At 67.9% G+C, this 22,376-nt stretch carries 18 protein-coding genes; 13 read left to right on the forward strand and 5 right to left on the reverse strand.

The features are described 5' to 3' along the window. Positions 1 to 67: 67 nt before the first annotated feature. The gene (gene acnA, locus NE2_RS19135) at positions 68 to 2,863 is read right to left on the reverse strand and encodes an aconitate hydratase AcnA (protein ID WP_063028035.1); all 2,796 of its coding nucleotides are present in this window, start codon (positions 2,861 to 2,863) and stop codon (positions 68 to 70) included. A gap of 273 nt (positions 2,864 to 3,136) precedes the next feature. Here acnA and NE2_RS19140 point away from each other — a divergent pair, with 273 nt between their 5' ends. From NE2_RS19140 to NE2_RS19185, 10 genes are all read left to right on the forward strand, one after another. Beyond that, positions 3,137 to 3,760 (forward strand): Rv1476 family membrane protein, encoded by a 624-nt coding sequence (locus NE2_RS19140; protein ID WP_233429826.1) that lies wholly within the window; start codon positions 3,137 to 3,139, stop codon positions 3,758 to 3,760. Between the two features lie 404 nt (positions 3,761 to 4,164). After that, positions 4,165 to 5,583: an NlpC/P60 family protein gene (locus NE2_RS19145; RefSeq protein ID WP_063028037.1), complete on the forward strand. Its 1,419-nt coding sequence runs from the start codon at positions 4,165 to 4,167 to the stop codon at positions 5,581 to 5,583. A 96-nt stretch (positions 5,584 to 5,679) separates the two neighbouring features. Beyond that, positions 5,680 to 6,756, forward strand: coding sequence for a phospho-N-acetylmuramoyl-pentapeptide-transferase (gene mraY, locus NE2_RS19150; protein WP_063028039.1), 1,077 nt, complete (start codon positions 5,680 to 5,682; stop codon positions 6,754 to 6,756). A 191-nt stretch (positions 6,757 to 6,947) separates the two neighbouring features. After that, on the forward strand, positions 6,948 to 8,117 hold the full coding sequence (gene moxR1 / locus NE2_RS19155) for a chaperone MoxR1 (RefSeq protein WP_369801501.1): 1,170 nt from the start codon (positions 6,948 to 6,950) through the stop codon (positions 8,115 to 8,117). Positions 8,118 to 8,143: 26 nt separating this feature from the next. Further along, positions 8,144 to 9,121, forward strand: coding sequence for a DUF58 domain-containing protein (locus NE2_RS19160; RefSeq protein WP_063015014.1), 978 nt, complete (start codon positions 8,144 to 8,146; stop codon positions 9,119 to 9,121). After that, positions 9,118 to 10,122, forward strand: a complete 1,005-nt coding sequence (locus NE2_RS19165) for a VWA domain-containing protein (RefSeq protein WP_063028046.1) — start codon at positions 9,118 to 9,120, stop codon at positions 10,120 to 10,122. Before NE2_RS19160 ends, NE2_RS19165 begins: the two co-directional genes overlap by 4 nt. 57 nt (positions 10,123 to 10,179) lie before the next feature. Next, positions 10,180 to 10,899: a 3-oxoacyl-ACP reductase FabG1 gene (gene fabG1, locus NE2_RS19170; RefSeq protein WP_063015016.1), complete on the forward strand. Its 720-nt coding sequence runs from the start codon at positions 10,180 to 10,182 to the stop codon at positions 10,897 to 10,899. Between the two features lie 61 nt (positions 10,900 to 10,960). After that, the gene (inhA, locus tag NE2_RS19175) at positions 10,961 to 11,797 is read left to right on the forward strand and encodes an NADH-dependent enoyl-ACP reductase InhA (RefSeq protein WP_030514528.1); all 837 of its coding nucleotides are present in this window, start codon (positions 10,961 to 10,963) and stop codon (positions 11,795 to 11,797) included. 20 nt (positions 11,798 to 11,817) lie between these two features. Beyond that, positions 11,818 to 12,867, forward strand: a complete 1,050-nt coding sequence (locus tag NE2_RS19180; RefSeq protein ID WP_063028047.1) for a ferrochelatase — start codon at positions 11,818 to 11,820, stop codon at positions 12,865 to 12,867. Between the two features lie 56 nt (positions 12,868 to 12,923). Then, complete coding sequence (locus NE2_RS19185) at positions 12,924 to 14,537, forward strand: FMN-binding glutamate synthase family protein (RefSeq protein ID WP_063028049.1); 1,614 nt, start codon at positions 12,924 to 12,926, stop codon at positions 14,535 to 14,537. Here the strand turns inward: NE2_RS19185 and NE2_RS19190 are convergent, their stop codons facing one another. Continuing rightward, complete coding sequence (locus tag NE2_RS19190; protein ID WP_063028051.1) at positions 14,538 to 15,287, reverse strand: S1 family peptidase; 750 nt, start codon at positions 15,285 to 15,287, stop codon at positions 14,538 to 14,540. 51 nt (positions 15,288 to 15,338) lie between these two features. Between NE2_RS19190 and NE2_RS19195 the strand changes: the two genes are divergently transcribed. Together NE2_RS19195 and NE2_RS19200 are read left to right on the forward strand one after the other, a co-directional pair. Beyond that, entirely contained in the window at positions 15,339 to 15,830 is a 492-nt protein-coding gene (locus NE2_RS19195) for a pyridoxamine 5'-phosphate oxidase family protein (protein WP_063028053.1), read from the forward strand. A gap of 75 nt (positions 15,831 to 15,905) precedes the next feature. Next, positions 15,906 to 16,775 carry a hypothetical protein gene (locus NE2_RS19200; RefSeq protein WP_063028055.1) on the forward strand — a complete coding sequence of 290 codons (870 nt, stop codon included), beginning with the start codon at positions 15,906 to 15,908 and terminating at the stop codon, positions 16,773 to 16,775. Here the strand turns inward: NE2_RS19200 and NE2_RS19205 are convergent. The 3 genes from NE2_RS19205 to NE2_RS19215 form a co-directional block, all read right to left on the reverse strand. Next, a complete protein-coding gene (locus tag NE2_RS19205; protein WP_063015025.1) occupies positions 16,772 to 17,581 on the reverse strand; it encodes an Rv1486c family protein in 810 nt (269 codons plus the stop codon). The genes NE2_RS19200 and NE2_RS19205 overlap by 4 nt on opposite strands. Before the next feature lie 83 nt (positions 17,582 to 17,664). Then, entirely contained in the window at positions 17,665 to 20,019 is a 2,355-nt protein-coding gene (locus tag NE2_RS19210; RefSeq protein WP_063028057.1) for an arylsulfatase, read from the reverse strand. A gap of 444 nt (positions 20,020 to 20,463) precedes the next feature. Next, positions 20,464 to 21,675 (reverse strand): pyridoxal phosphate-dependent aminotransferase, encoded by a 1,212-nt coding sequence (locus NE2_RS19215; protein ID WP_063028156.1) that lies wholly within the window; start codon positions 21,673 to 21,675, stop codon positions 20,464 to 20,466. Between the two features lie 92 nt (positions 21,676 to 21,767). On the opposite strand from NE2_RS19215, the gene NE2_RS19220 reads away from it, so the two are divergent. Then, the gene (locus NE2_RS19220) at positions 21,768 to 22,361 is read left to right on the forward strand and encodes a winged helix-turn-helix transcriptional regulator (RefSeq protein ID WP_063028058.1); all 594 of its coding nucleotides are present in this window, start codon (positions 21,768 to 21,770) and stop codon (positions 22,359 to 22,361) included. The last annotated feature ends 15 nt before the right edge of the window (positions 22,362 to 22,376 follow it).

Consider the following 22,376-nt stretch of genomic DNA (forward strand, 5'->3'; position numbering starts at 1 on the left):
TGTTCGTGCCGGCCCGGCGAGCCGAACGGACGCCGGGCGCGGCACGACGTAGCGCGGATACGGGATATCAGCCGCGAATCATGTTGCGCAGCACGAACTGCAGGATGCCGCCGTTGCGGTAGTAGTCGGCTTCACCGGGGGTGTCGATGCGCACGACCGCGTCGAAGGTGACCTTCTCGCCGTTCTCCTTGGTCGCGGTGACCTTCAGGGTCTTCGGCGTGGTGCCCTCGTTGAGCTTGGTGATGCCCTCGATGTCGAACACCTCGGTGCCGTCCAGGCCCAGCGACGCGGCCGACTCACCCGCCGGGAACTGCAGCGGGATCACGCCCATGCCGATCAGGTTGGAGCGGTGGATGCGCTCGAACGACTCGGTGATGACGGCCTTGACGCCCAGCAGACGGGTGCCCTTGGCCGCCCAGTCGCGCGAGGAACCCGAGCCGTACTCCTTACCGCCCAGCACGACCAGCGGAATGCCGGCCTTCTGGTAGTTCTGCGAGGCGTCGTAGATGAACGCCTGCGGGCCGCCCTCCTGGGTGAAGTCGCGGGTGTAACCACCCGAGACGTCGTCGAGCAGCTGGTTGCGCAGCCGGATGTTGGCGAAGGTGCCACGGATCATGACCTCGTGGTTACCGCGCCGCGAGCCCAGGGAGTTGTAGTCCTTGCGCTGGACGCCGTGCGAGTCGAGGTACTGCGCGGCCGGGGTGCCCGGCTTGATCGGACCGGCCGGGGAGATGTGGTCGGTGGTGACCGAATCACCCAGCAGGGCCAGCACGCGGGCGCCCTTGATGTCCTCGACCGGGGCCGGCTCGAGTTCCATCCCGTCGAAGTACGGCGCCTTGCGGACGTAGGTGGAGTTCTCGTCCCAGGCGAAGGTGTCACCGGACGGAGTGTCGAGGTTGCGCCAGCGCTCGTCGCCCTTGAAGACGTCGGCGTAGGACTTGCGGAACATGTCCTGGCTGATCGCCGACTTGATGGTGTCGTCGATCTCCTGGGCCGAGGGCCAGATGTCGCGCAGGAACACGTCCTTGCCGTCGGTGTCCTGACCCAGCGCGTCCTTCTCGAAGTCGAAGTCCATCGTGCCCGCGAGCGCGTAGGCGATGACCAGCGGCGGCGAGGCCAGGTAGTTCATCTTCACGTCGGGGGAGATGCGGCCCTCGAAGTTGCGGTTGCCGGACAGCACCGCGGTCACCGACAGGTCGTTGTCGTTGACGGCCTTGGAGATCTCCTCCGGCAGCGGGCCGGTGTTGCCGATGCAGGTGGTGCAGCCGTAGCCACCCAGGTAGAAGCCCAGCTTCTCCAGGTAGGGCCACAGACCGGCCTTCTCGTAGTAGTCGGAGACGACCTGCGAACCCGGGGCCATGTTGGTCTTGACCCACGGCTTGCTGGACAGGCCCTTCTCCACCGCGTTGCGAGCCAGCAGCGCCGCGCCGATCATGACCGACGGGTTGGAGGTGTTGGTGCAGGAGGTGATACCCGCGACCACGACAGCGCCGTGATCGAGGATGAACTCGCCGCGATCCTCGGAAACCACCTTGACCGGCTTGGACGGACGCCCCTCGGCGCCGTTGGCCGCCGAGTGGGCCGGTGTGTAGCTCTCCGCGCCCACGCCGGCCGACACCGAGACCGGATCCGAGGCGGGGAAGGTCTCCTCGACGCCCTCGTCGAGCGCGGTGTAGTCACCGGTGACGTAGTCGGTGATGTCGGAGCGGAACGCCGCCTTCGACTCGCTGAGCAGGATGCGGTCCTGCGGGCGCTTCGGACCGGCGATCGAGGGCACCACGGTACTCAGGTCGAGCTCGAGGTACTCCGAGTAGGCGGGCTCGTGCGCGGCGTCGTGCCACATGCCCTGTTCTTTGGCGTAGGCCTCGACCAGGGCCAGCTGCTCGTCGGAGCGGCCGGTCAGACGCAGGTAGTTGATGGTCTCCTCGTCGATCGGGAAGATCGCCGCGGTGGAGCCGAATTCGGGGCTCATGTTGCCCAGGGTGGCGCGGTTGGCCAGCGGCACCTCGGCGACGCCCGCGCCGTAGAACTCGACGAACTTGCCGACCACACCGTGCTTGCGCAGCATCTCGGTCACGGTGAGCACGACGTCGGTGGCGGTGACGCCCGGCTGGATCTCGCCGCTCAGCTTGAAGCCGACCACGCGCGGGATGAGCATCGAGACCGGCTGGCCCAGCATCGCGGCCTCGGCCTCGATACCGCCGACGCCCCAGCCCAGCACGCCCAGGCCGTTGACCATCGTGGTGTGCGAGTCGGTGCCTACGCAGGTGTCCGGGTAGGCCTGGCCGTTGCGGGTCATGACGGTCGGGGCCAGGTATTCGATGTTGACCTGGTGCACGATGCCGGTGCCCGGGGGGACGACCTTGAAGTCGTCGAACGCGCCCTGGCCCCAGCGCAGGAACTGGTAGCGCTCGCCGTTGCGCTGGTACTCGAGGTCGACGTTGCGCTCGAGGGCGTCGGCGCGGCCGAAGACGTCGAGGATGACCGAGTGGTCGATGACCATGTCGGCCGGGGAGAGCGGGTTGACCTTGTTCGGGTCGCCACCGAGCGCGGTGACGGCCTCACGCATGGTGGCCAGGTCGACCACGCAGGGCACGCCGGTGAAGTCCTGCATGATCACGCGGGCGGGGGTGAACTGGATCTCGATACTCGGCTCCGCCGACGGATCCCAGTTGGCGATGGCGCGGATGTGGTCGGCGGTGATGTTGGCGCCGTCCTCGGTGCGGAGCAGGTTCTCCGCCAGGACCTTCAGGGCGTAGGGCAGCTTCTCGGTGCCGGGCACGGCCGAGAGGCGGAAGATCTCGTAGGAGTTGCTTCCGACCTCGAGGGTGCCCTTGGCGCCGAATGTATCGATACTTGTCATACGTTCAGCTCCACTCGTCGGTGTTCCGATCGGGGCGCGTGCGGGCCCCGGGGGTGGCCACCGGCGGGGCTGCGCCGGCGGCTGTCGCCGAGGACGCGTTTCGGGCTGCGCGCCTCGTACTTCCGAACTCTAACAGTACGCTTGTCCTATGAAGCATGCGGGGCACGTACGGCGCGGCGTGCCGCCATCCATGATGCCCCCGTCGCGTACTGTGCTCGAAGGCCCCGTCGGAGTCGTCGCCTCCGGTGTGCCGGCCAGGTGTGTGTTGATCTCGTGAATGTGTTGGACGTCCGTCGCTGGAGTCGGCGGCTCGACAAGACCGGATGGAAGATGACCGTCTCGTATGCCTCGGTTTTCACCCCTATGGCCGCGGAGCTACCGCCGGATACCGACGTCGACGCCATCGTGCTGGATCTGGCCGACAACCACGTAGCCGCGCCGCCCTCCAAGGATCAGGACAAGCTCGCCGAGATCGCGGATCAGGCCCGGGCGCACGGCATCGAGCTGAACATCGTGGTCGTGAAGGGAAATCCGGGCCGCGATTCGGATCTGCGCGACCTGGCGACCACCCTCGGCAAGAGTGAGCACGGCACGGTCGTGGTGTTCAGCGACGACTGGATCGGCACCTACAGCGATTCCATCAACCGCGCGCGGCTGGAGTGGGCCGAGGACAAGGCCAAATATCAGGGCGGGCACACCGCGACCGCCGCGCAGATCTTCGTCGACCGGCTGGAGACGCCGGAAAAGGTGTCGTGGACGGCGATCACGGGCGTTCTGCTGGCGGGCACCGTGCTGACCATCGGTGGCCTGTACTACCTGAAGTCCCGCCGCGCGGCGCGCGAGCGGGCCGCGGTGGCGGCCGACGCCGCGCCGAATCCGGCGGTGTCGTCCCGGTAGGCGTTCCGGCGGCCATCGGCGTGTCGTGAGCCGATACGGATGATCGCCGGAATCTAGCCACCACCTCGGCGTCATGCCCGATTCGAGGGATACGTCTCTATTCGCGGGACGAAACTGAACGACCGGTTTGATTCGTCCCCGAAACCCCTATTCACGGTTAGCAAATTTTCAGCAAACCGGAAATTACTCCCCTGTGATTTGTCGTCCGATGTTTCCTCTGTGAAAGAAGTGTCGTACGGTTTCGAGGTGACACTCTTGGGGAAGAAGTGTCACATGGGCCTCCAGCGTCCCTCGAGGGCAGATGGACCGTTGGTGCTCGTGCGGCGACGCCTCGATCGGTCGCCCAGCGCAGTCCTGGCGAATCTGGTGCTCGCCGGGAGCCGCAGCGGGATCAGGGAGGTGTTATGCGAATATCGGCGAGGCGGTCCGGGGGCGCCGCAAAGGTCGCTGTGGGGTTGCTCTTATGCGGGATCGCTCTGACGGTGACCGCTCCACTGGTGGCCGCGGTGCCCCCGCCACCTCCGAATCCGAGTGACGGCGATATCGCCACGGCGGGCGCGCAGGTCGATGCGGGAGTGAATCAGGTCAGCGGTCTGATCAATCAGGTCGCCACCGCCGACCAGCAGCTCGCCCAGCTCGACACCGAGGTCGCCGGCAAGCGGGAAGCCGTGAACAAGGCGCTGGTCGATCTCCAGAACGCACGCGACGCCGCCGACGCGGCCGCGGCGACGGTCGCCGCCACCCAGCGCGACCTGCAGTTCGCCGGGGCGCAGCTCGATCAGGCCCAGGGCAGGTTCGACGAATTCGCCGTCGACGCCTATACCCACCCGGGTTCGACGTCGATGGTGAACTATCTCGCCGGCTCCGATCCGGCCTCCGCGCTCGACCGCGCCGATCTGCTCGGCATGGCGTCGAAGAATCAGCAGGCCGCCATCGACGGCCTGCGCCGGGCGCAGGTCGAACAGGCCAACAAGGATTCCGCGGCCCGTCAGGCCAAGAAGGCCGCCGACACGGCCGCGGCAGCGGCCGATCAGAAGCGCGAGCAGGCCCAAGCCGCGGTCGCCGCCGCCAAGGCCGCTCTCGACGAGCAGGCGCAGAAGCGCGATGCCCTGATGGCCCAGCGCGATTCGGCCCAGCAGCAGCTCGACCAGGCCCGGGCCACCGTGACCGGACTGCAGGGCCAGCGCGACGCCTACCTGGCCTGGGATCGTCAGCGCCGGGCCGAGGTCGCCGCCGCCCAGGCCGCCGCGACCGCTGCCGCCGCACGCGCCGCCGCCGATCAGGCCGCCCAGGACCGCGCGGCCGAACTCGGCGCGGGCAAGCGGCCGCACACCCAGCTGGACAACGCACCGCCGCCGCGCCGATCGATGTCGACCCCCAGCCGGCCCAGCGGCAGCCGCTCCGAACTGATCGAGACGGTCGTCGACCGTGCGATGTCGCAGCTCGGCGTGACCTATGCCTGGGGCGGCGGCGACGAGGACGGCCCCACCAAGGGCATCCACGACGGCGGTGTGGCCGATTCCTACGGCGACTACAACAAGGTGGGCTTCGACTGCTCCGGCCTGATGATCTACGCCTTCGCCGGTGTCGGCATCTCCCTGCCGCACTACAGCGGCTACCAGTACACGATGGGCACCCGGGTCAAAGTCGCCCAGCGCGAGCGCGGGGACATGCTGTTCTGGGGCGCCAACGGCAGTGAGCACGTCGCGCTGTACCTGGGCGACGGCAAAATGATCGAGGCGCCCGAATCCGGTGACGTCGTGAAGATTTCGCCGGTGCGCGAGGGCGGCATCATGCCGTACGCCGTTCGCCTGATCACCTGACGCACCTCCGAATGATCTTGGCTACCATGCGAATCGGCACACATCGTGCCGGTCCGTTCGGCACGAGCCGAGAGTTCGGCAGTAGTTGGGGTATTGATGAGGCAGATCCTGTTCTCGGCGGCGATCGCACTCGCGGTCTCGATCACCGTGACGCCGTTGCTGATCAGGTTGTTCGCACGCCGGAATCTCGGCCAGCAGATCCGCGTCGAGGGACCGCAGAGTCATCAGGCCAAACGTGGCACTCCCACCATGGGCGGCATCGCCATCGTGGCCGGGCTGTGGGCCGGATATCTGGGCTCACACCTGATCGGCCTGCGCTACGACGCCGACGGGCCCTCGGCCTCCGGGCTGCTGGTGCTCGGCCTGGCCAGCGCGCTGGGGTTCGTCGGGTTCCTCGACGATTTCATCAAGATCCGCAAGCACCGCAATCTGGGCCTCACCGCGACGGGCAAGTACATCGGCCAGATCGGCGCTGCCGTGGTGTTCGGAATCCTCGCACTGCGCTTTTCCGGCAGCACCGGGCTCACCCCGGCCGGCCGGCAGGTGTCCTACGTGCGGGACTGGCCCACGGTGGCGTTTCCGCTGGTGGTCTTCCTGCTGGCGGTGTGCTTCGTGGTCGTCGCCTGGTCCAACGCGGTGAACATCACCGACGGGCTGGACGGGCTGGCCGCGGGATCGATGGGTTTCGCGCTCGGGGCCTACGTCATCGTGACGTTCTGGCAGTACACCAATTCCTGTGCCGCCCACGCGCTTCCGGGCTGCTACAGCGTGCGTGACCCGCTGGATCTGGCCGTGGTCTGCGCGGCCGGTGGCGCGGCCTGCATCGGATTCCTGTGGTGGAATGCCAATCCGGCCAAGATCTTCATGGGCGATACCGGGTCGCTGGCCCTGGGCGGGCTGCTGGCCGGAATCTCGATCACCACGCGCACCGAATTGCTGATGGTGGTCGTGGGCGCGTTGTTCTTCGCCGAAATTCTGTCCGTGGCGTTGCAGATCGCGGTTTTCCGCACCACTCGCAACCGGTTGTTCAAGATGGCGCCGTTCCACCACCATTTCGAACTCGGCGGCTGGCCCGAAACCACGGTGATCATCAGATTCTGGCTGCTCGCGGGCATCGCGGCGGCGGTCGGGCTGGCCCTGTTCTACGCCGAATATCTGGCCGCGGTGGGCTGATACCGCCGACGGCGACCGGCTGCGACACGGCAATTCGGAATCGGCGCATTCCGGACACCGTCGAGTGCCTTCCGATCCGCCCGGGAGGCCTGGCCCGCGACATTGTGCGAGCCCAGTTGCGGCAATCTTGCTCGATACCTGGAATAGTTGGGGCGGCACGCATGGAGACCGAAGCGAAAGCGGGGAGTTTGGTGACTTCGACGGACGATGTGAGCGCTGGGAGTGCGGTGAAGCAGGCGGAGGCCGCCTCGGGCACTTTGGAGCGTGACGTCGCGACCCTGGAGAAGGCGATCTACGAAGTCAAACGGGTCATCGTCGGTCAGGACCGGTTGGTCGAGCGGCTGCTCGTCGGCGTTCTGGCTCGCGGGCACGTGCTGCTCGAGGGTGTGCCCGGTATCGCCAAGACGCTGGCGGTGGAGACCTTCGCGAAGGTGGTCGGCGGCAGCTTCTCGCGCGTGCAGTTCACCCCCGACCTGGTGCCCACCGATCTCATCGGTACCCGCATCTACCGGCAGGGACGCGAGGAGTTCGACACCGAACTGGGTCCGGTCGTCGCCAACTTCGTCCTCGCCGACGAGATCAACCGCGCGCCCGCGAAGGTGCAGTCGGCGCTGCTCGAGGTCATGGCCGAACGGCACGTGTCGATCGGCGGCAAGACCTACCCGATGCCCGATCCGTTCCTGGTCATGGCGACCCAGAACCCGATCGAGAGCGAGGGTGTCTACCCGCTGCCCGAGGCGCAGCGCGACCGCTTCCTGTTCAAGGTCGTCGTCGACTATCCGACGGTCGAGGAGGAGCGTGAGATCATCTACCGGATGGGTGTGACCCCGCCGGAGCCCAAGCAGATCCTGGAGCCGGCCGAACTGATCCGGCTGCAGAAGCTGGCCGCCAACACCTTCGTCCACCACGCCCTGGTCGACTATGTCGTGCGCGTCATCGCCGCGACCCGCAAACCGGCCGAATTCGGGCTCGAGGACGTCGCGGGCTGGATCGCCTACGGTGCCTCGCCGCGTGCCAGCCTCGGCATCATCGCCGCCGCCCGCGCGGTCGCGCTGATCCGCGGCCGCGATTACGTGGTGCCGCAGGATGTGGTCGAGGTCGTTCCGGATGTGCTGCGCCACCGCCTCGTGCTGTCCTACGACGCGCTCGCCGACGAGGTCAGCCCCGACGACGTGATCCGCCGGGTGCTGCAGACCGTCGGCCTGCCGCAGGTCGCCACCCAGGCCAACGCACCCGCCCCCGGCGGCCCGGCGCCGATGCCGGCCCCGGGCCCACAGGCTGCCGCGCCGCAGCCCATGGCCCCGCATCCGGCCGGTCAGCCGCAGAACGGTCAGGGCGCCGGGCAGCCGCAGCGCCAGTGAGCGGGGCATCGGATTCGGTTGCGCCAGTGACGAACTCAGCTCACGTCCCCGCTCACCACGACAGCGCGCCGCCGTCGTTCCGGTCCGGAGATCTGCGTGATCCGCGATTGTCGGCGGCGTTGAAAACCCTCGAGTTGACGGTGCGCCGCCGCCTCGACGGCGTCCTGCACGGCGATCATCTCGGCCTGATCCCCGGCCCCGGGTCCGAGCCCGGGGACGCGCGGATGTATCAGCCGGGTGACGATGTGCGCCAGATGGATTGGTCGGTCACCGCGCGCACCACCCATCCGCACGTGCGGCAGATGATCGCCGACCGGGAGCTCGAGACCTGGCTGGTGGTCGACCTGTCGGCCAGTCTGGACTTCGGCACCGCGCTGTGCCAGAAGCGCGATCTGGTGGTCGCGGCGGCCGCCGCGGTGACGCATCTGACCAGTGGCGGCGGTAACCGGATCGGCGCGGTCGTCGCCAACGGCGAACGGCTGTACCGGATTCCGGCTCGCACCGGCCGGGTACACGCCCAGTCGCTGCTGCGCAGCATCGCCACCACCCCCCATGCGAGCGACGGCGTGCGCGGCGATCTGCGCGGCGCCATCGAGTCGCTGCGCCGGCCGCAGCGCAAACGCGGTCTGGCCGTTGTCATTTCGGACTTCCTCGGCGAGATCGACTGGCAGCGTTCGCTGCGCGCGATCTCCGGCCGTCACGATCTGCTCGGTGTGGAGATCCTGGATCCGCTGGATCTGGATCTGCCCGACGTCGGTGATGTGGTGCTCCACGATCCCGAAACCGGCCGCACCCGCGAATTCACCGTCACTCCCACCCTGCGCGCCGATTTCGGACGTGCTGCCCAGCAGCATCGCGAACAGGTCGAGGCGGCGCTGCGCAGCTGCGGCGCGCCGGTGATGACGCTGCGCACCGATCGTGACTGGATCGCCGACGTGGTCCGTTTCGTGTCCACTCGGCGCCACACCTTCGGCGCCCCGACCGGGCGGGTGCCCCGACAGTGAGTATTTCGCATTTCACGTCCGCGATCTGGCTGGCGTTCCTCATCGTCGTCGTCGCGATCGCGCTGCTCTACGTGCTCGTCCAGCGGCGTCGCAAACGGCACATGCTGCGGTTCTCCAATATGGAGGCCCTCGAACGCGTGGCGCCCAAGCGTCCCAGCAACTGGCGGCACGCGCCGGTGGCGCTGATGCTGGTGGGCCTGGCCCTGCTGACGGTCGCCGCGGCGGGTCCGCAGGCGGCCAAGAAGGTGCCGCGCAACCGGGCCACGGTCATGCTGGTGATCGACGTGTCGCTGTCGATGGAGGCCACCGATGTGCCGCCGTCGCGGATCCAGGTCGCGAAGAAGGCCGCGACCGATTTCGTGGACGGTCTCACGCCGGGCATCAACCTGGGCTTGGTGACCTTCGCCGGTACCGCGTCGGTTCAGGTCTCCCCGACGACCAACCGGGAGGCGATGAAGGCGGCGATCAACAATATGAAGCTCGCCGAACGGACCGCCACCGGTGAGGGCATCTTCAGCGCCCTGCAGGCCATCGATACGCTCGCCTCGGTCCTGGGCGGGGCGCAGACACCGCCCCCGGCGCGGATCGTGCTGATGTCCGACGGCAAGCAGACCGTGCCCGACGACAAGGACGTCGACAATCCCCGCCACGGCTTCGTCGCGGCGCGGGTCGCCAAGCAGAAGGGCGTCCCGGTCTCGACCATCTCCTTCGGCACCACGTGGGGTTCGGTCGAGATCCCGGATCAGGACGGCAAGGGCTCCCAGCGCGTCCGGGTGCCGGTCGACGACGACTCCTTGCGCGAGATCGCCAAGATCTCCGGCGGAGACTTCTACACTGCCTCCACGCTGGAAGAACTCAGCGCCGTCTACGACACCCTGGACAAGCAGATCGGCTACGAGATGCAGATGGGCGATGCCAGCCGGCCGTGGTTGCTGCTGGGTCTGCTGCTGACCGCTGCGGGTGTGGTGAGCGGTTTGGTCTATCGTCAACGCCTGCCATAAACGGGTACCGCGCAACCCGGCCACGACAGTCGAACTCGAACAGATAGGTTGACATTCATGTCGAACTTCACTTCCCGATCGGTCCTGGTGACCGGTGGCAACCGCGGTATCGGTCTCGCGGTGGCCCAGCGGCTGGCCGCCGACGGGCACAAGGTTGCCGTCACCCATCGTGGCTCGGGCGCGCCGGAAGGTCTTCTGGGCGTGAAATGCGATGTGACGGACTCGGATTCGATCGATTCGGCCTTCAGCGAGATCGAGGCCAAGCAGGGCGCGGTCGAGGTGCTGGTGGCCAACGCCGGAATCGTCGACAACACCCTGCTCATGCGGATGAGCGAGGAGCAGTTCACCCGGGTCATCGACGCCAACCTGACCGGCGCGTGGCGCTGCGCCAAGCGCGCCAACCGGGCGATGCTGCGGGCCCGCTTCGGCCGCATCATCTTCCTGGGCTCGGTCGTGGGCCAGATGGGCGGTCCCGGCCAGGTGAACTACGCGGCGGCCAAGGCCGGTCTGGTCGGCATGGCGCGCGCGATCACCCGCGAGATCGGTTCACGCAACATCACCGCCAATGTGGTGGCGCCCGGTTTCATCGACACCGATATGACTCGGGAAGAGATGACCGAGGACATGCGCGAGATGGCGCTGAAGGTCATTCCCGCGGGCCGCATCGGCCAGCCCGAAGAAGTCGCGGCGGCGATCAGCTTCCTGGCCTCCGACGACGCGTCCTACATCAGCGGTGCGATCCTGCCGGTCGACGGCGGCATGGGCATGGGCCACTGAGCCAGCGGCCCCCGAGCCTGTCGACTTCCCATCCGAGTTTCCCGAGGAGAATTCACCACCCATGAGCGGAATCCTGGACGGTAAAACCGTCCTGATCACCGGCATCATCACCGATTCGTCGATCGCCTTCCACGCCGCCAAGGTGGCCCAGGAGCAGGGCGCGAAGGTGATCATCACCGGTATCCCCGAGCGGCTGCGCCTGATCGACCGTATCGCCAAGCGCCTGCCCCAGGAAATCGCGCCCGCGATCGGCCTCGACGTCACCAACGAGGAGGACCTGGCCGGTCTCGCCGACAAGGTGCGCGAACTCGCGCCCGAAGGCATCGACGGCGTGCTGCACTCCATCGCGTTCGCCCCGCGCACCCTGATGGGCCCCGACGCGCTGCCGTTCCTCGACGGCCCGGGCGCCGACGCCGCCAAGGCGTTCGAGATCTCCGCGTGGAGCTACGCCTCGCTGGCGCGCGCGGTGCTGCCCGCGATGAACGAGGGCGGCTCGATCGTGGGCATGGACTTCGACCCGCGCACCGCGATGCCGTTCTACAACTGGATGGGTGTGGCGAAGGCCGCGCTGGAGTCGGTGAACCGCTACGTGGCGCGAGAGGTGGGCGAGGCCAAGCGAGTTCGCTCCAACCTGGTCGCCGCGGGCCCGATCAAAACCCTCGCCGCCAAGGCGATCGCCGGCACCGCCACCGACGATGCCAAGCAGCTGAACATGCTCAACACCTACTGGGACGGCGCCTCGCCGATCGGCTGGGACGTCGACGACCCGACCGTGGTCGCCAAGTCGATCGTCACCCTGCTCTCGGACTGGCTGCCCGGCACCACCGGTTCGATCATCTACGTCGACGGCGGCGCCAGCCACAACACCTGGTTCCCGGAGAACTGGTCGGCCAACTGAGAGCCTGGAGGTAGTCAGCCGTGACCGGGACCGTCGACGCACTGCTCCTGCTGTCCTTCGGCGGTCCCGAACGCCCCGAAGACGTGATGCCGTTCCTGGAGAACGTCACTCGGGGCAGGGGCGTACCGCGGGAACGCCTCGACGAGGTGGCCCAGCACTATCTGCACTTCGGTGGCGTCTCGCCGATCAACGCGCTCAACCGCGAGCTGATCGCCGCGATCGAGGCCGAATTCGCCGCGCGAGCAGTGGATCTGCCGGTGTACTTCGGAAACCGCAACTGGCATCCGATGGTCGAGGAGACCGTCGCGACCATGCGCGCCGACGGCATCGGCCACGCCCTGGTGTTCCCGACCTCGGCGTGGGGCGGCTACTCCGGTTGCCGCCAGTACGACGAGGACATCGAGCGTGCCCGCGCGGCCGTCGACGGGGCGCCGGAACTGACCAAGCTGCGGCAGTACTTCGATCATCCGCTGCTGATCGACTCCTTCGCCGACGCCGTGCGCGCGGCGGTGGCGGACCTGCCGGCCGAAGTGCGCGATCGGGCCCGGCTGGTGTTCACCGCCCATTCGATCCCGGTCGCCGCCGATGGCGCGGCCGGACCGCCCGCCGACGGTGGTCACCTCTACAGCCGCCAGGTCGGCGAGGCGGCCCGATTGTGCGCCGCGGCAACGGGTTTCGACGACTTCGACGTGGTGTGGCAGTCGCGGTCCGGACCGCCGCAGGTGCCGTGGCTGGAGCCCGACATCGTGGACCATCTGGAAGCGCTGTCCGGCAAGGGGGTCGAGGCCGTCGTGGTGTGCCCGGTCGGATTCGTCTCCGATCACCTCGAGGTCGTCTGGGACCTGGACAACGAGGCCGCCGAGAAGGCCGCCGAACTCGGTATGGCTTTCGCCCGCGCCGCCACCCCCGGCCCGGACCCACGCTTCGCCCGGATGGTCGCCGAACTGGTCGGCGAACATCTCGACGGAAACGAACCACGGCGCCTGGGCGCGGTGCCCGGGTACGGTTGCACCCGTAACGGGGCGATCTGCGCACCCGGGTGCTGTGAACCCGTGCGTCGCCGAAAGTAACCGCCGCCGAGCGGGTATGCCCCCGGTATGAACGTGCGAAAGGTGGCGGTGGGGCGATGACGCGATTCTTCCTCTTCGGTCTGCTCACGGTGACGGTGGTCGTCCTGGGCGTGATCGCGGCGATCGGTTCGTGGGCCTGGTGGATACTCGCCGTCGCAGCGGGATCGCTCGTTCTGGTCGGCGCCTACGATCTGGCGCAGCGCCGGCATTCGATCCTGCGCAACTATCCCTTGCTGGGGCACATGCGCTACCTGCTCGAAAGTATCCGGCCCGAACTGCAGCAGTATTTCATCGAGCGGAATTTCGACGGCCGCCCCTTCGACCGCGACGTGCGGACGATGATCTACGAGCGCGCCAAGGGAATTCACGGCGAACTGTCCTACGGCACCGAGCGCGATATCGAAGCGGTCGGATACGAATTCCTCGTCCATTCGGTGGCCGCGCTTCCCGAGCCGGAGCAGCCGCCGCGCGTGCTGATCGGCGGCCCGGACTGCCGGCAACCCTATGCGATGTCGCTGCTGAACATCTCGGCGATGAGTTTCGGCGCGCTGTCGGGGAATGCGCTGCGCGCGTTGAACATCGGCGCCGGCCGCGGCGGTTTCGCCCACGACACCGGTGAGGGCGGGCTGACTCCGTTCCATCTGGAGGGCGGCGCGGATCTGGTGTGGGAGATCGGATCGGCGTACTTCGGCACCCGCACCCGCGACGGTCGCTTCGATCCGGACCAGTTCGCCGAGAAGGCCGGCTACGAACAGGTGAAGGCGATCTCGGTGAAATTGAGTCAGGGCGCGAAACCTGGACTCGGCGGGGTCCTGCCGGCCGCGAAGGTGAGCGAGGAGATTGCCCGCTATCGCGGGGTGCCGGCACACGAGAAATGTGTCAGCCCGCCGTCGCATTCGGAATTCCACACCCCGCGCGAATTGATTCGCTTTCTCGTCCGCCTGCGTGAACTGTCCGGCGGCAAGCCCGTCGGGTTCAAGCTGTGCGTCGGTTCGCGCACGGATGTTCTCGCGATCTGCAAGGCGATGATCGCCGAGGGGACCGCACCCGATTTCATCGTCGTCGACGGCGCCGAAGGCGGTACGGCGGCCGCGCCGCTGGAATACGAGGACCATGTCGGCCTGCCGCTGACCGACGGTCTGATGACCGTGCACAACGCACTCGTCGGAACCGGTCTGCGGGAGCGGATCCGGCTGGGCGCCAGCGGCAAGGTGGCCACCGGCACGGATATCGTCAAGCGATTGGTGCAGGGCGCGGACTTCACCAATGCCGCGCGGGCGATGATGATGGCGGTGGGATGCATCCAGTCCCAGCGCTGCCACACCAATCAGTGCCCGGTCGGCGTCGCCACCCAGGATCCGCGGCGAGCGCGTGCCCTCGACGTCGCCGACAAGGCCGAGCGGGTGCAGCGGTATCAGGAGGCCACGGTGCGCCAGGCGATGCAGATGATGGCCTCGATGGGTGTGCACGACCCTGCCGAACTGGATACCCATATGCTGCGGAAGAAGGTGGCGCCCAACGAGATCCGGTCGTACGCCGAACTCTACGAATGGCTGGCGCCCGGGGAGCTGCTCGTCCATCCGCCGGCGAGCTGGCGCGCCGATTGGGAGGCCGCCGACCCGGATTCGTTCCGTCCGGTCGCGCCGGCCCAGCCGGTTCCGGCGCGGTGATCAGAAGTCGAGGGCGGGCACCCGCGCGTACACACCGGGAAATCCGGGCTCGGCAGCACCCTTACCCCACGAGGTGACGCCGACGATCTTGCCGTCGACCAACAGTGGTCCGCCGCTGTCGAATTCACCGGTGTCGGCGGCGGGGGAGCCCGCGCACAGCGCCTCGCCCGGATCGAATTCGGCGCCGTAGGCGACCGCGCAGGCCGTATCGGATACCAGCGGCACCGTCGCCGCTCGCAGCACGCTGTTGGACTGGTCGTCCTCGGAGGTGGCGCCCCAGCCGACCACCGTCGCGGTAGCTCCCTGTGGCGCCGCGACGGCCACGGTCGGCAGGGCGACCGGTGCGCTGAGCACCAGGACGGCGACATTGTGGTGATAGCTCAGATCCGTGCCGAACAGCGAGACCCGGAAAGCCGGGTCGATCCGGACATCGGCGATTCCGACGGTGACCCCGCCGTGCCCGGCGACGTCGGTGCGGCCGAAGGTCACCGTCGTCCCCGGCAGCGTGCGGGCCAGGGCGCCGCAGTGCGCGGCGGTGAGTACCCGGTCCGGGGCGATCAGGGCGCCGGCGCAGAACTGGCCGCCCGGCCTCGTCGCATAGGCGGGCGTGCCGATGGCCGCGAGCCACGGATAATTGGCGGCGCTGATCGGGACACCGCCGACCACGGCCTGCGCCGCTGTCGTCGGCACCAGAGCGCAGGCGAGCGCGGCGGCGACGGCGCCCGCCGCCCGGCGCGGGGAAATCTTCATGACCACCTCGATGCTGTATGACCTGCCCGCCGAAAGTTCTACCGTACGACCATGACGAGGTGGAGCGAATTCGCCGGTGCCGCCCCGCGCATCGCGGGAATCTTCCTGCGCCGCCATGCGGCGGCGGGCAATCTGTGCCTGCTGGCGACGACTCGTCGCGATGGTTACCCACGGATCAGCCCGCTGGAACCACGCCTGTTCGAGGAGCAGTTGTGGCTGGTGGGCATGCCGGGCACCCGCAAATTCGCGGACCTGCGCCGGGACCCGCGCTTCTGCCTGCACACCGCCACGGTCGACCCCCAGGTCGGCGACGGGGACGCCAAGCTGTGGGGCGTGGTGCGCGAGGTGCCCGATCCCGAGCTGCAGCGCCGGTGGGCCGAATCGCTGTACGCCGATACGGGTTTCGACCTGCGCGGACAGCGCCTGGATCCGTTCTTCGCCGCCGATATCACCGGCGCCTCGGCGGTCGAGGTGGGCGCCGGGCATATGGATGTGGTGATCTGGAAACCGGCCGAGGGGGAGACGGTGGTGCGCAAGCACTGAGCTCGTCTGGCCGGTCGCCGACGTTTCGCGCGGTAACTGGCCTGCGATCAGCTAATTCACCGCTATTGTGCGGAGGTGGACATCGCGCTGGAGTGGGACCAGCATCCGGGAACGGGTTTGCGGCTGGCCGCCGAACTGGCGGGCCGCACCGGGTTGCCCCTGCTCGAAGATATGTCCGTCGCCGACGGCACCGCCGATCTGCTGGGCGTGATCGCGGCCCGCGGTGGCGGTGAGCTGCTGGGCTGGGCGGAATTGCGCGATGCCGGGCTGGGCGAGGCGTGGGTGCAGGCGGTGTCCGCGCAGCGCCTCGTGCATTCGCTGCATCTGGGCCGCGCCGACGAGTCCGAACCGCAGGCGGCGGAAACCGAGATGATCTGCCGCTTGACCGCCGAGGCCGTGCGGCGGGCCACCGCCGCCGGATACCGGGTGTTGCGCTGGCAGGGCACCGATATCGGGCCCTCGGGCCGGGCGGCCGTCGAACTGGGGGCACGGCGGGTCGACGAATACGCGCGGCTGTGGGAGCTGGATCTCACCCGGCCGCCCGCACCGGACACCACCGCGCCCCTGCGGCGGCTGGTGCACACCCTCGCCGAATCGGCCGACCCGCCGGGCCGGGTACTGCTGACGACCGTGCTCTCGGCCCGCTCGGCGACGGAACCGATCACCACGATCACGACCTTCGCCGGTGGCGTCGAGGCCTACATCAGCGCCGAGGAGGGGTTCGCCCACCGCGAGGCCGACGCCGATCTGCTGACCGCGGCGTTCGGTGCGGTCGTGGCCGAATTGCGCGCTGTCATGCCCGATATCACCGTGCTGCGGGTGTTCGAATTCGACGACGAGGCGCTGCGCGCGGCCCTGGCCCGGATCGGCATGCGAGTCTGCGGGCGCTACAACGACTACGAGCTGAACCTGCCCGGGCCGCGCACCGGCGAGGCCGCGACCTAACGCGGGCCGGCCGCCGCGTTCACCGCGGCCAGACGGGCCGCGCGCAGGGCGTTCCACAGCGGTCGCAGCAGTGTCTCCTGGGCCTGTACAGCGCTCGCCGAACTGGGGGAAGACGGGGCCGTCTGCTGGGCCACGGTGAGGATCGCGGCCACATGGTCGGCCGAATCGAGGATACGGCGGGCCCGCAGCGGCGCCGAGTCGGGGTAGATGTGGCGCGAGCAGGCGGCCAATTCGGCCTCGATCAACTCGCGCGGATCGTCGTCACCGCCGATCGCGGTGGTGTGCAACCGCATCAGGGCTTCCGCGGCCTCGCGCACCGCCTCGCGCATCGCGTATTCGGCCTCGCCGAGCGCCATATCCGGTGCCGGGACCGGAACCGGGGTGTGGAAGACCGTCCACTGCAGCGATTCCTCGTCGGTCCACTGCGGCACCAGCGCCACACCCTCGCCGCCGGGTACGCCGGCGATCACGCCCTCCTCGGCATCCATTGCCGCCGTGGCGAATTCGGTGCCCGCCGGCAATCCGCGCGCATCGCCCGGCACGGGCAGCACCAGCCGCATCCGGGCCCCCGGCTCGGCCATCGCCTCGCGAATGACCTTGAGCAGGACCATGATTCCGGTGCCGGCCTCCAACGGCTCGGCCGAGGGCCACGGCAGTCCCGTCCGTCCGCCGGTCAGCGGGTCACCGGCGGCGACACTGTGCTGCGGAGACCAGGCGCGCAACGCGTCCAGCACGTCGTCGGGCGCGCTGCGGCCCGCCAGCCACGAGCCCGCCCACACCGTCAGCGTGGCACTGGGAGAACACATGGTTCGAGGATAGTGGTGCCGCGGCAATCCCGTGGGCACTGGTGCAGCTATCGTGCGCGTCGGGGTTGCCGCGGCGGGCAGCCTCAATCCCGCGAAAAGGCAGCGGCGGCAGCCATTTCGAGGTCGAGATACGGCTTACCACTCACATCCTCGACGACCTGGTGCATGATTCCACCGGTGAACGGGAAGGGTGCGTGGTAGCGCGGCGATACCGACTGGCCGCCGTCGCGACCGACCCGGACGCCCTCGCCGACGCCGGAGAACACGGTCGGCTGGGTCCGCATATCGTCGAGTGAACCCACCGGGTTCTCGTCGATGTAGAGGACCGCCTCCCCGGTCGGGGTGAAATTGTCCGGCCGCGTGCCCTTCCGTTCGTAGCGCATGCCCAGGATGTGGTCACCGAGCGGCACGGGGCGGTCGGAGACCATCACCTGCTCCTCCTCGCCGAGGAAGTTGTAGACGTAGTACAGATGTCCGTCCTGCAGGAACAGCGTGTGACCGCCGAGGCGCCCGCCGTGGGCGAACAGCACGCCCTCGGCGCCGGGACTGGTGATGGTCGTCTCGGCGAGCAAGGCGAAGGACCGGCCGCGAATCTCCAGCGCGGCCCCCGGCCCCACCTCGGCGATGCCGGGATAGTAGACGGCGGTGTCCCGGGTCTTGGCGTACGTCGGCCGGTCGCGCAGCATCACCGACACGATGTCGAGATCGTAGAGCGGCAGACCGTTGTACTTCTCGGCCTCGGCGAACCACAGCGCCTTCAATTCCTCCAGCTTCTCGGGATGTGTGCCGGCCAGGTCGTGCATCTGGCTGCGGTCCTCTTCGATATGGAACAGCTCCCACCGGTCGCTGTCGAAATGCCCCCAGCCCGAGGGGCACGCCGCGTGCACCGCGTCGGCGAACCATCCCCGGTGCCAGATGCCGCGAGTGCCGAGCATCGAATAGAACTGGGTGTGCTTGCCGGAGTCGGCGTTCGGATCGTCGAGCAGGGCCCGGAAGCTGACCCCTTCGAGCGGGCGCTGCGCGACATTCTTCACCGTGTCCGGGGGCGTGATGCCGAGCAGGTCGTAGACCGTCGGGGTGATATCGCAGACGTTGAGGTAGTGGTGGCGCAGTTCGCCGCGGGCGGCGATTCCGGCCGGCCAGGAGAGCAGACAGGCGTCGGCGATGCCGCCCTCGTGCGAGGCGTACCGTTTGTACAGCTTGTACGGGGTGTTGAAGGCCATCGCCCACCCGATGCTGTAATGGTTGTAGGTGGTCGGCGACCCCAGCTCGTCGAGTTTGGCCAGGCTGTCCTCGATCGTGTCGATATAGCCGTTGAAGAATTTCATCTCGTTGGCCGACCCGTTCGGACCGCCCTCACCGCTGGCGCCGTTGTCGGAGAAGGCGACGATGATCGTATTGTCCAGCTGCCCGCTCTCCTCGAGATAATCGAGAAGCCGCCCGATCTGGGCATCGGTGTAGGACAGGAAGCCGGCGAATACCTCCGCCTGGCGACGGAACAGTCGTTTCTCGTCCTCCGACAGCGAATCCCATGCGCGCACCGTGTCCTGCAGCGGCCAGGGCTCGCCGTTGCTTCCGGTGGCGTCCGCGTACGGGTTCATCGGAGACAGTTCGGTGTCCTCCGGGATCAATCCCATGCGCTTCTGGTTGTCCAGCACGATCTCGCGGTACTTCTCGTATCCCATGTCGAATCTGCCGCGGTACTTGTCCGCCCATTCCCGCGGCACATGATGGGGCGCGTGACCGCACCCGGGACACAGGTACATGAACCACGGTTTGTCCGGTGCGATGACCTTGGCGTCACGAATGAACTCGATCGACTTGTCGGCCAGATCTTTGGACAGGTGATATCCGTCCTCCGGCGAGTACGGCGGCGTGACCGGGTGATTGTCGTAGACCAGATTGGGATACCACTGGTCGGCCTCGCCGCCGAGGAATCCGTAGAACCGCTCGAATCCGCGCCCCAGCGGCCAATGACGTTTCGACGCCGCCAGGTTGTTTTCCTCGAGCGGAGTCATATGCCATTTGCCGACGGCGTAGGTATTCCATCCGCGCTCGGTGAGGACCTCCGAACACAGGGCGGTGTCGTCGGGAATCCGGCCGCTCATACTCGGAAAGCCGTCGGTGAACTCCTCGATGGTTGCCATTCCGACGGATGTCGGATTCCTCCCGGTGAGCAGCGAAGCGCGCGTCGGGGAACACAGTGCGGTGGTGTGGAACTGGGTGAATTGGATTCCGTGGTCGGCGATTCGCTGCATATTCGGCATCTCGACCAGCCCGCCGTAGCAGTCCCAGGTGGCGATTCCGATGTCGTCCCACACCAGATACAGCACATTGGGCGCGCCGCGGGGCGCGGTCGGTTCCGAGAACGGCTTCCAGTCGGCGACGGAATCACGAATGTCGAGCGCGATATGTCCTTCGAATTTCTCGGCCACCATCCACCTCCGGACGGAGAGTCATCGGATCACTGTCGATCCGGTCCGGGGCCGCCCCCCGCACGTGTCCATCCGTGGGTCGTCGGGGCGCGGCCTCGATGCCTGCTGGATACTCTCGAACTCGTACGAACGGCCGAGAGTCGATACGGACTGCCGTGCGACGGCCACTCGTCCGGTTCGCGAAAGGCGTCCGGATATGGCTGATCACACCCTGTGCGCCCATAAATGGTACCGGGCACAGGGGTGCCGGAGGTGGGTAAAAGCAGAAAGAGGCGGCACGGACACCGGCCGCCCCGATCAGGCTTGGTGGACGGTCCGGCCGCGCCCGAACATCTTGCCCAGACCCCTCGGTGAAGTGATCGGAATGCCGCGCGGGATTCGCCCCAAACCTCCGCGAGATTCCGGATATCACCGGTAGCCGGATCGTCGGCGGTGCGGCGGACGCGGCTATTGCCGGTAGGTGGACAGAAAGCGGCCGATCCGCTCGATGATGGCCTCCAGTTCGTCGGCGTGCGGCAGGGTGGTGATCCGGAAATGGTCGGGAGTGGGCCAGTTGAAGCCGGTGCCCTGCACGATGTGCAGCTTTTCCTGCAGCAGGAGATCGAGCACGAATTGTTCGTCGTCGTGAATGGTGTAGACGCGGGGATCGATGCGCGGGAACGCGTACAGGGCGCCCTTGGGTTTCACGCAGGTGATGCCCGGGATGGCGGTGAGCGCCTCCCAGGCGCGGTCGCGCTGTTCGCGCAGGCGCCCGCCCGGCAGCGTCAGGTCGTGGATGCTCTGGTGCCCGCCGAGCGCGGCCTGAATCGCTTGCTGCGCAGGGACATTCGCGCACAGCCGCAGCCCCGCGAGCATGGTGAGGCCCTCGAGGTAGTTCTCCGCGTGGCCGGTGGGCCCGGAGACGACGAGCCAGCCGCCGCGCAGGCCCGCGCAGCGATAGGCCTTGGACAGGCCCGAGAAGGTCAGGCACAGCAGGTCGGGCGCCAGCGCGGCGATCGAGGTGTGGGTGAGGCCGTCGTAGTAGATCTTGTCGTAGATCTCGTCGGCGAAGACCACCAGGTTGTGGCGGCGGGCGATGTCGAGGATCTCCCGCAGCACCTCGGGCGGGTAGACGGCGCCGGTGGGATTGTTCGGGTTGATGAGCACGAGGGCGCGGGTGCGGTCGGTGATCTTGGCCGAGATGTCGGACGCATCGGGATACCAGTCGGCGCCCTCGTCGCAGATGTAGTGCACCGGCCGGCCGCCGTTGAGTGTCGTCGCCGCCGTCCACAGCGGGAAATCCGGTGCGGGAACGAGCACTTCGTCACCGTTTTCCAGAAGCGCCGTGAGCGCCATCATGATCAGCTCGGAGACACCGTTGCCGAGAAAGACGTCCTCGACGTCGACGTCGGGGACGCCGAGGGTCTGGTAGTACTGCGCCACCGCGCGCCGCGCGGGCAACAGGCCTTTCGAGGACGAGTAGCCGGTCGAGGCGGGAAGAGTGCGGACGATGTCCTGCAGGATCTCCGCGGGCGCCTCGAAGCCGAACGGCAACGGGTTGCCGGTGTTGAGTTTGACGACGTGATGGCCCTCGGCTTCCAGTCGTGCGGCCTGCTCGGCGACCGGGCCGCGAATCTCGTACGAGACTCCCATCAGTTTGCTGGACTGGTTGACCTGCATGAACATCCCCTTCCGGCGTGTAGGCCGCCTACTGTACTTGGTTATTCCAAGTTCACGCTTGGAATTTCCAAGTGCTGAGATAGGCTGAGGATGTGCCACGCCGAACCTATGACCACTACTGCCCGGTCAGCCGCGCGCTCGAAGTCGTCGGGGACCGCTGGAATCTGCTGGTGGTTCGCGAATTGTGCTCGGGGCCAAGGCGATACAGCGATCTGTTCGCCGACCTTCCGGGCATCAGCACCGATATCCTGGCGGCCCGGCTGAAGGATCTGGAACGCGACGGCATACTCACCCATCGCAAGGTGGGGTCGCGATCGGCGGCCGCCGTCTACGAGCTCACACCGGCCGGCGCGGCGCTGCGGCCTGTGCTGGAAGCGCTGTCGGAATGGGGGGCGCCGCTGCTGGGGGAGCGGCGCGCCACCGACGCGGTGCGCGCACACTGGTTCGCGCTGCCGCTGGGACGCGCGGTCGCCGAGGTCGTGTCCGCCGGCACGGTCACGGTTCGTATCGGCGACACGGCACTGCACTACGTCATCGGCGCCGCCGGCATCAGCCATCACGAGGGCCCCGCATCCGCCGCCGACCACGAATTCCGGCTGGATATGGCGGAGGCGACCGAGATCGCCACCGGCGCACTACGTTTCGCCGACATCGTGAGTGAGCCGAGGCGCGGGGCGCGCTCGTAAGGCCGGGTCTTCTAC

This window comes from Nocardia elegans NBRC 108235, from assembly GCF_001612845.1.
Lineage (GTDB): Bacteria > Actinomycetota > Actinomycetes > Mycobacteriales > Mycobacteriaceae > Nocardia > Nocardia nova.

Excerpts from the sequence above, each read along its gene's own strand:
- NE2_RS19195 (WP_063028053.1), top strand. The coding sequence starts at position 15,339 with ATGACGAGGTGGAGCGAATTCGCCGGTGCCGCCCCGCGCATCGCGGGA.
- NE2_RS19215 (WP_063028156.1), bottom strand. The coding sequence starts at position 21,675 with ATGCAGGTCAACCAGTCCAGCAAACTGATGGGAGTCTCGTACGAGATT.
- mraY (WP_063028039.1), top strand. The coding sequence starts at position 5,680 with ATGAGGCAGATCCTGTTCTCGGCGGCGATCGCACTCGCGGTCTCGATC.
- acnA (WP_063028035.1), bottom strand. The coding sequence starts at position 2,863 with ATGACAAGTATCGATACATTCGGCGCCAAGGGCACCCTCGAGGTCGGA.
- fabG1 (WP_063015016.1), top strand. The coding sequence starts at position 10,180 with ATGTCGAACTTCACTTCCCGATCGGTCCTGGTGACCGGTGGCAACCGC.
- NE2_RS19210 (WP_063028057.1), bottom strand. The coding sequence starts at position 20,019 with ATGGTGGCCGAGAAATTCGAAGGACATATCGCGCTCGACATTCGTGAT.
- NE2_RS19205 (WP_063015025.1), bottom strand. The coding sequence starts at position 17,581 with ATGTGTTCTCCCAGTGCCACGCTGACGGTGTGGGCGGGCTCGTGGCTG.
- inhA (WP_030514528.1), top strand. The coding sequence starts at position 10,961 with ATGAGCGGAATCCTGGACGGTAAAACCGTCCTGATCACCGGCATCATC.
- NE2_RS19185 (WP_063028049.1), top strand. The coding sequence starts at position 12,924 with ATGACGCGATTCTTCCTCTTCGGTCTGCTCACGGTGACGGTGGTCGTC.
- NE2_RS19145 (WP_063028037.1), top strand. The coding sequence starts at position 4,165 with ATGCGAATATCGGCGAGGCGGTCCGGGGGCGCCGCAAAGGTCGCTGTG.
- NE2_RS19190 (WP_063028051.1), bottom strand. The coding sequence starts at position 15,287 with ATGAAGATTTCCCCGCGCCGGGCGGCGGGCGCCGTCGCCGCCGCGCTC.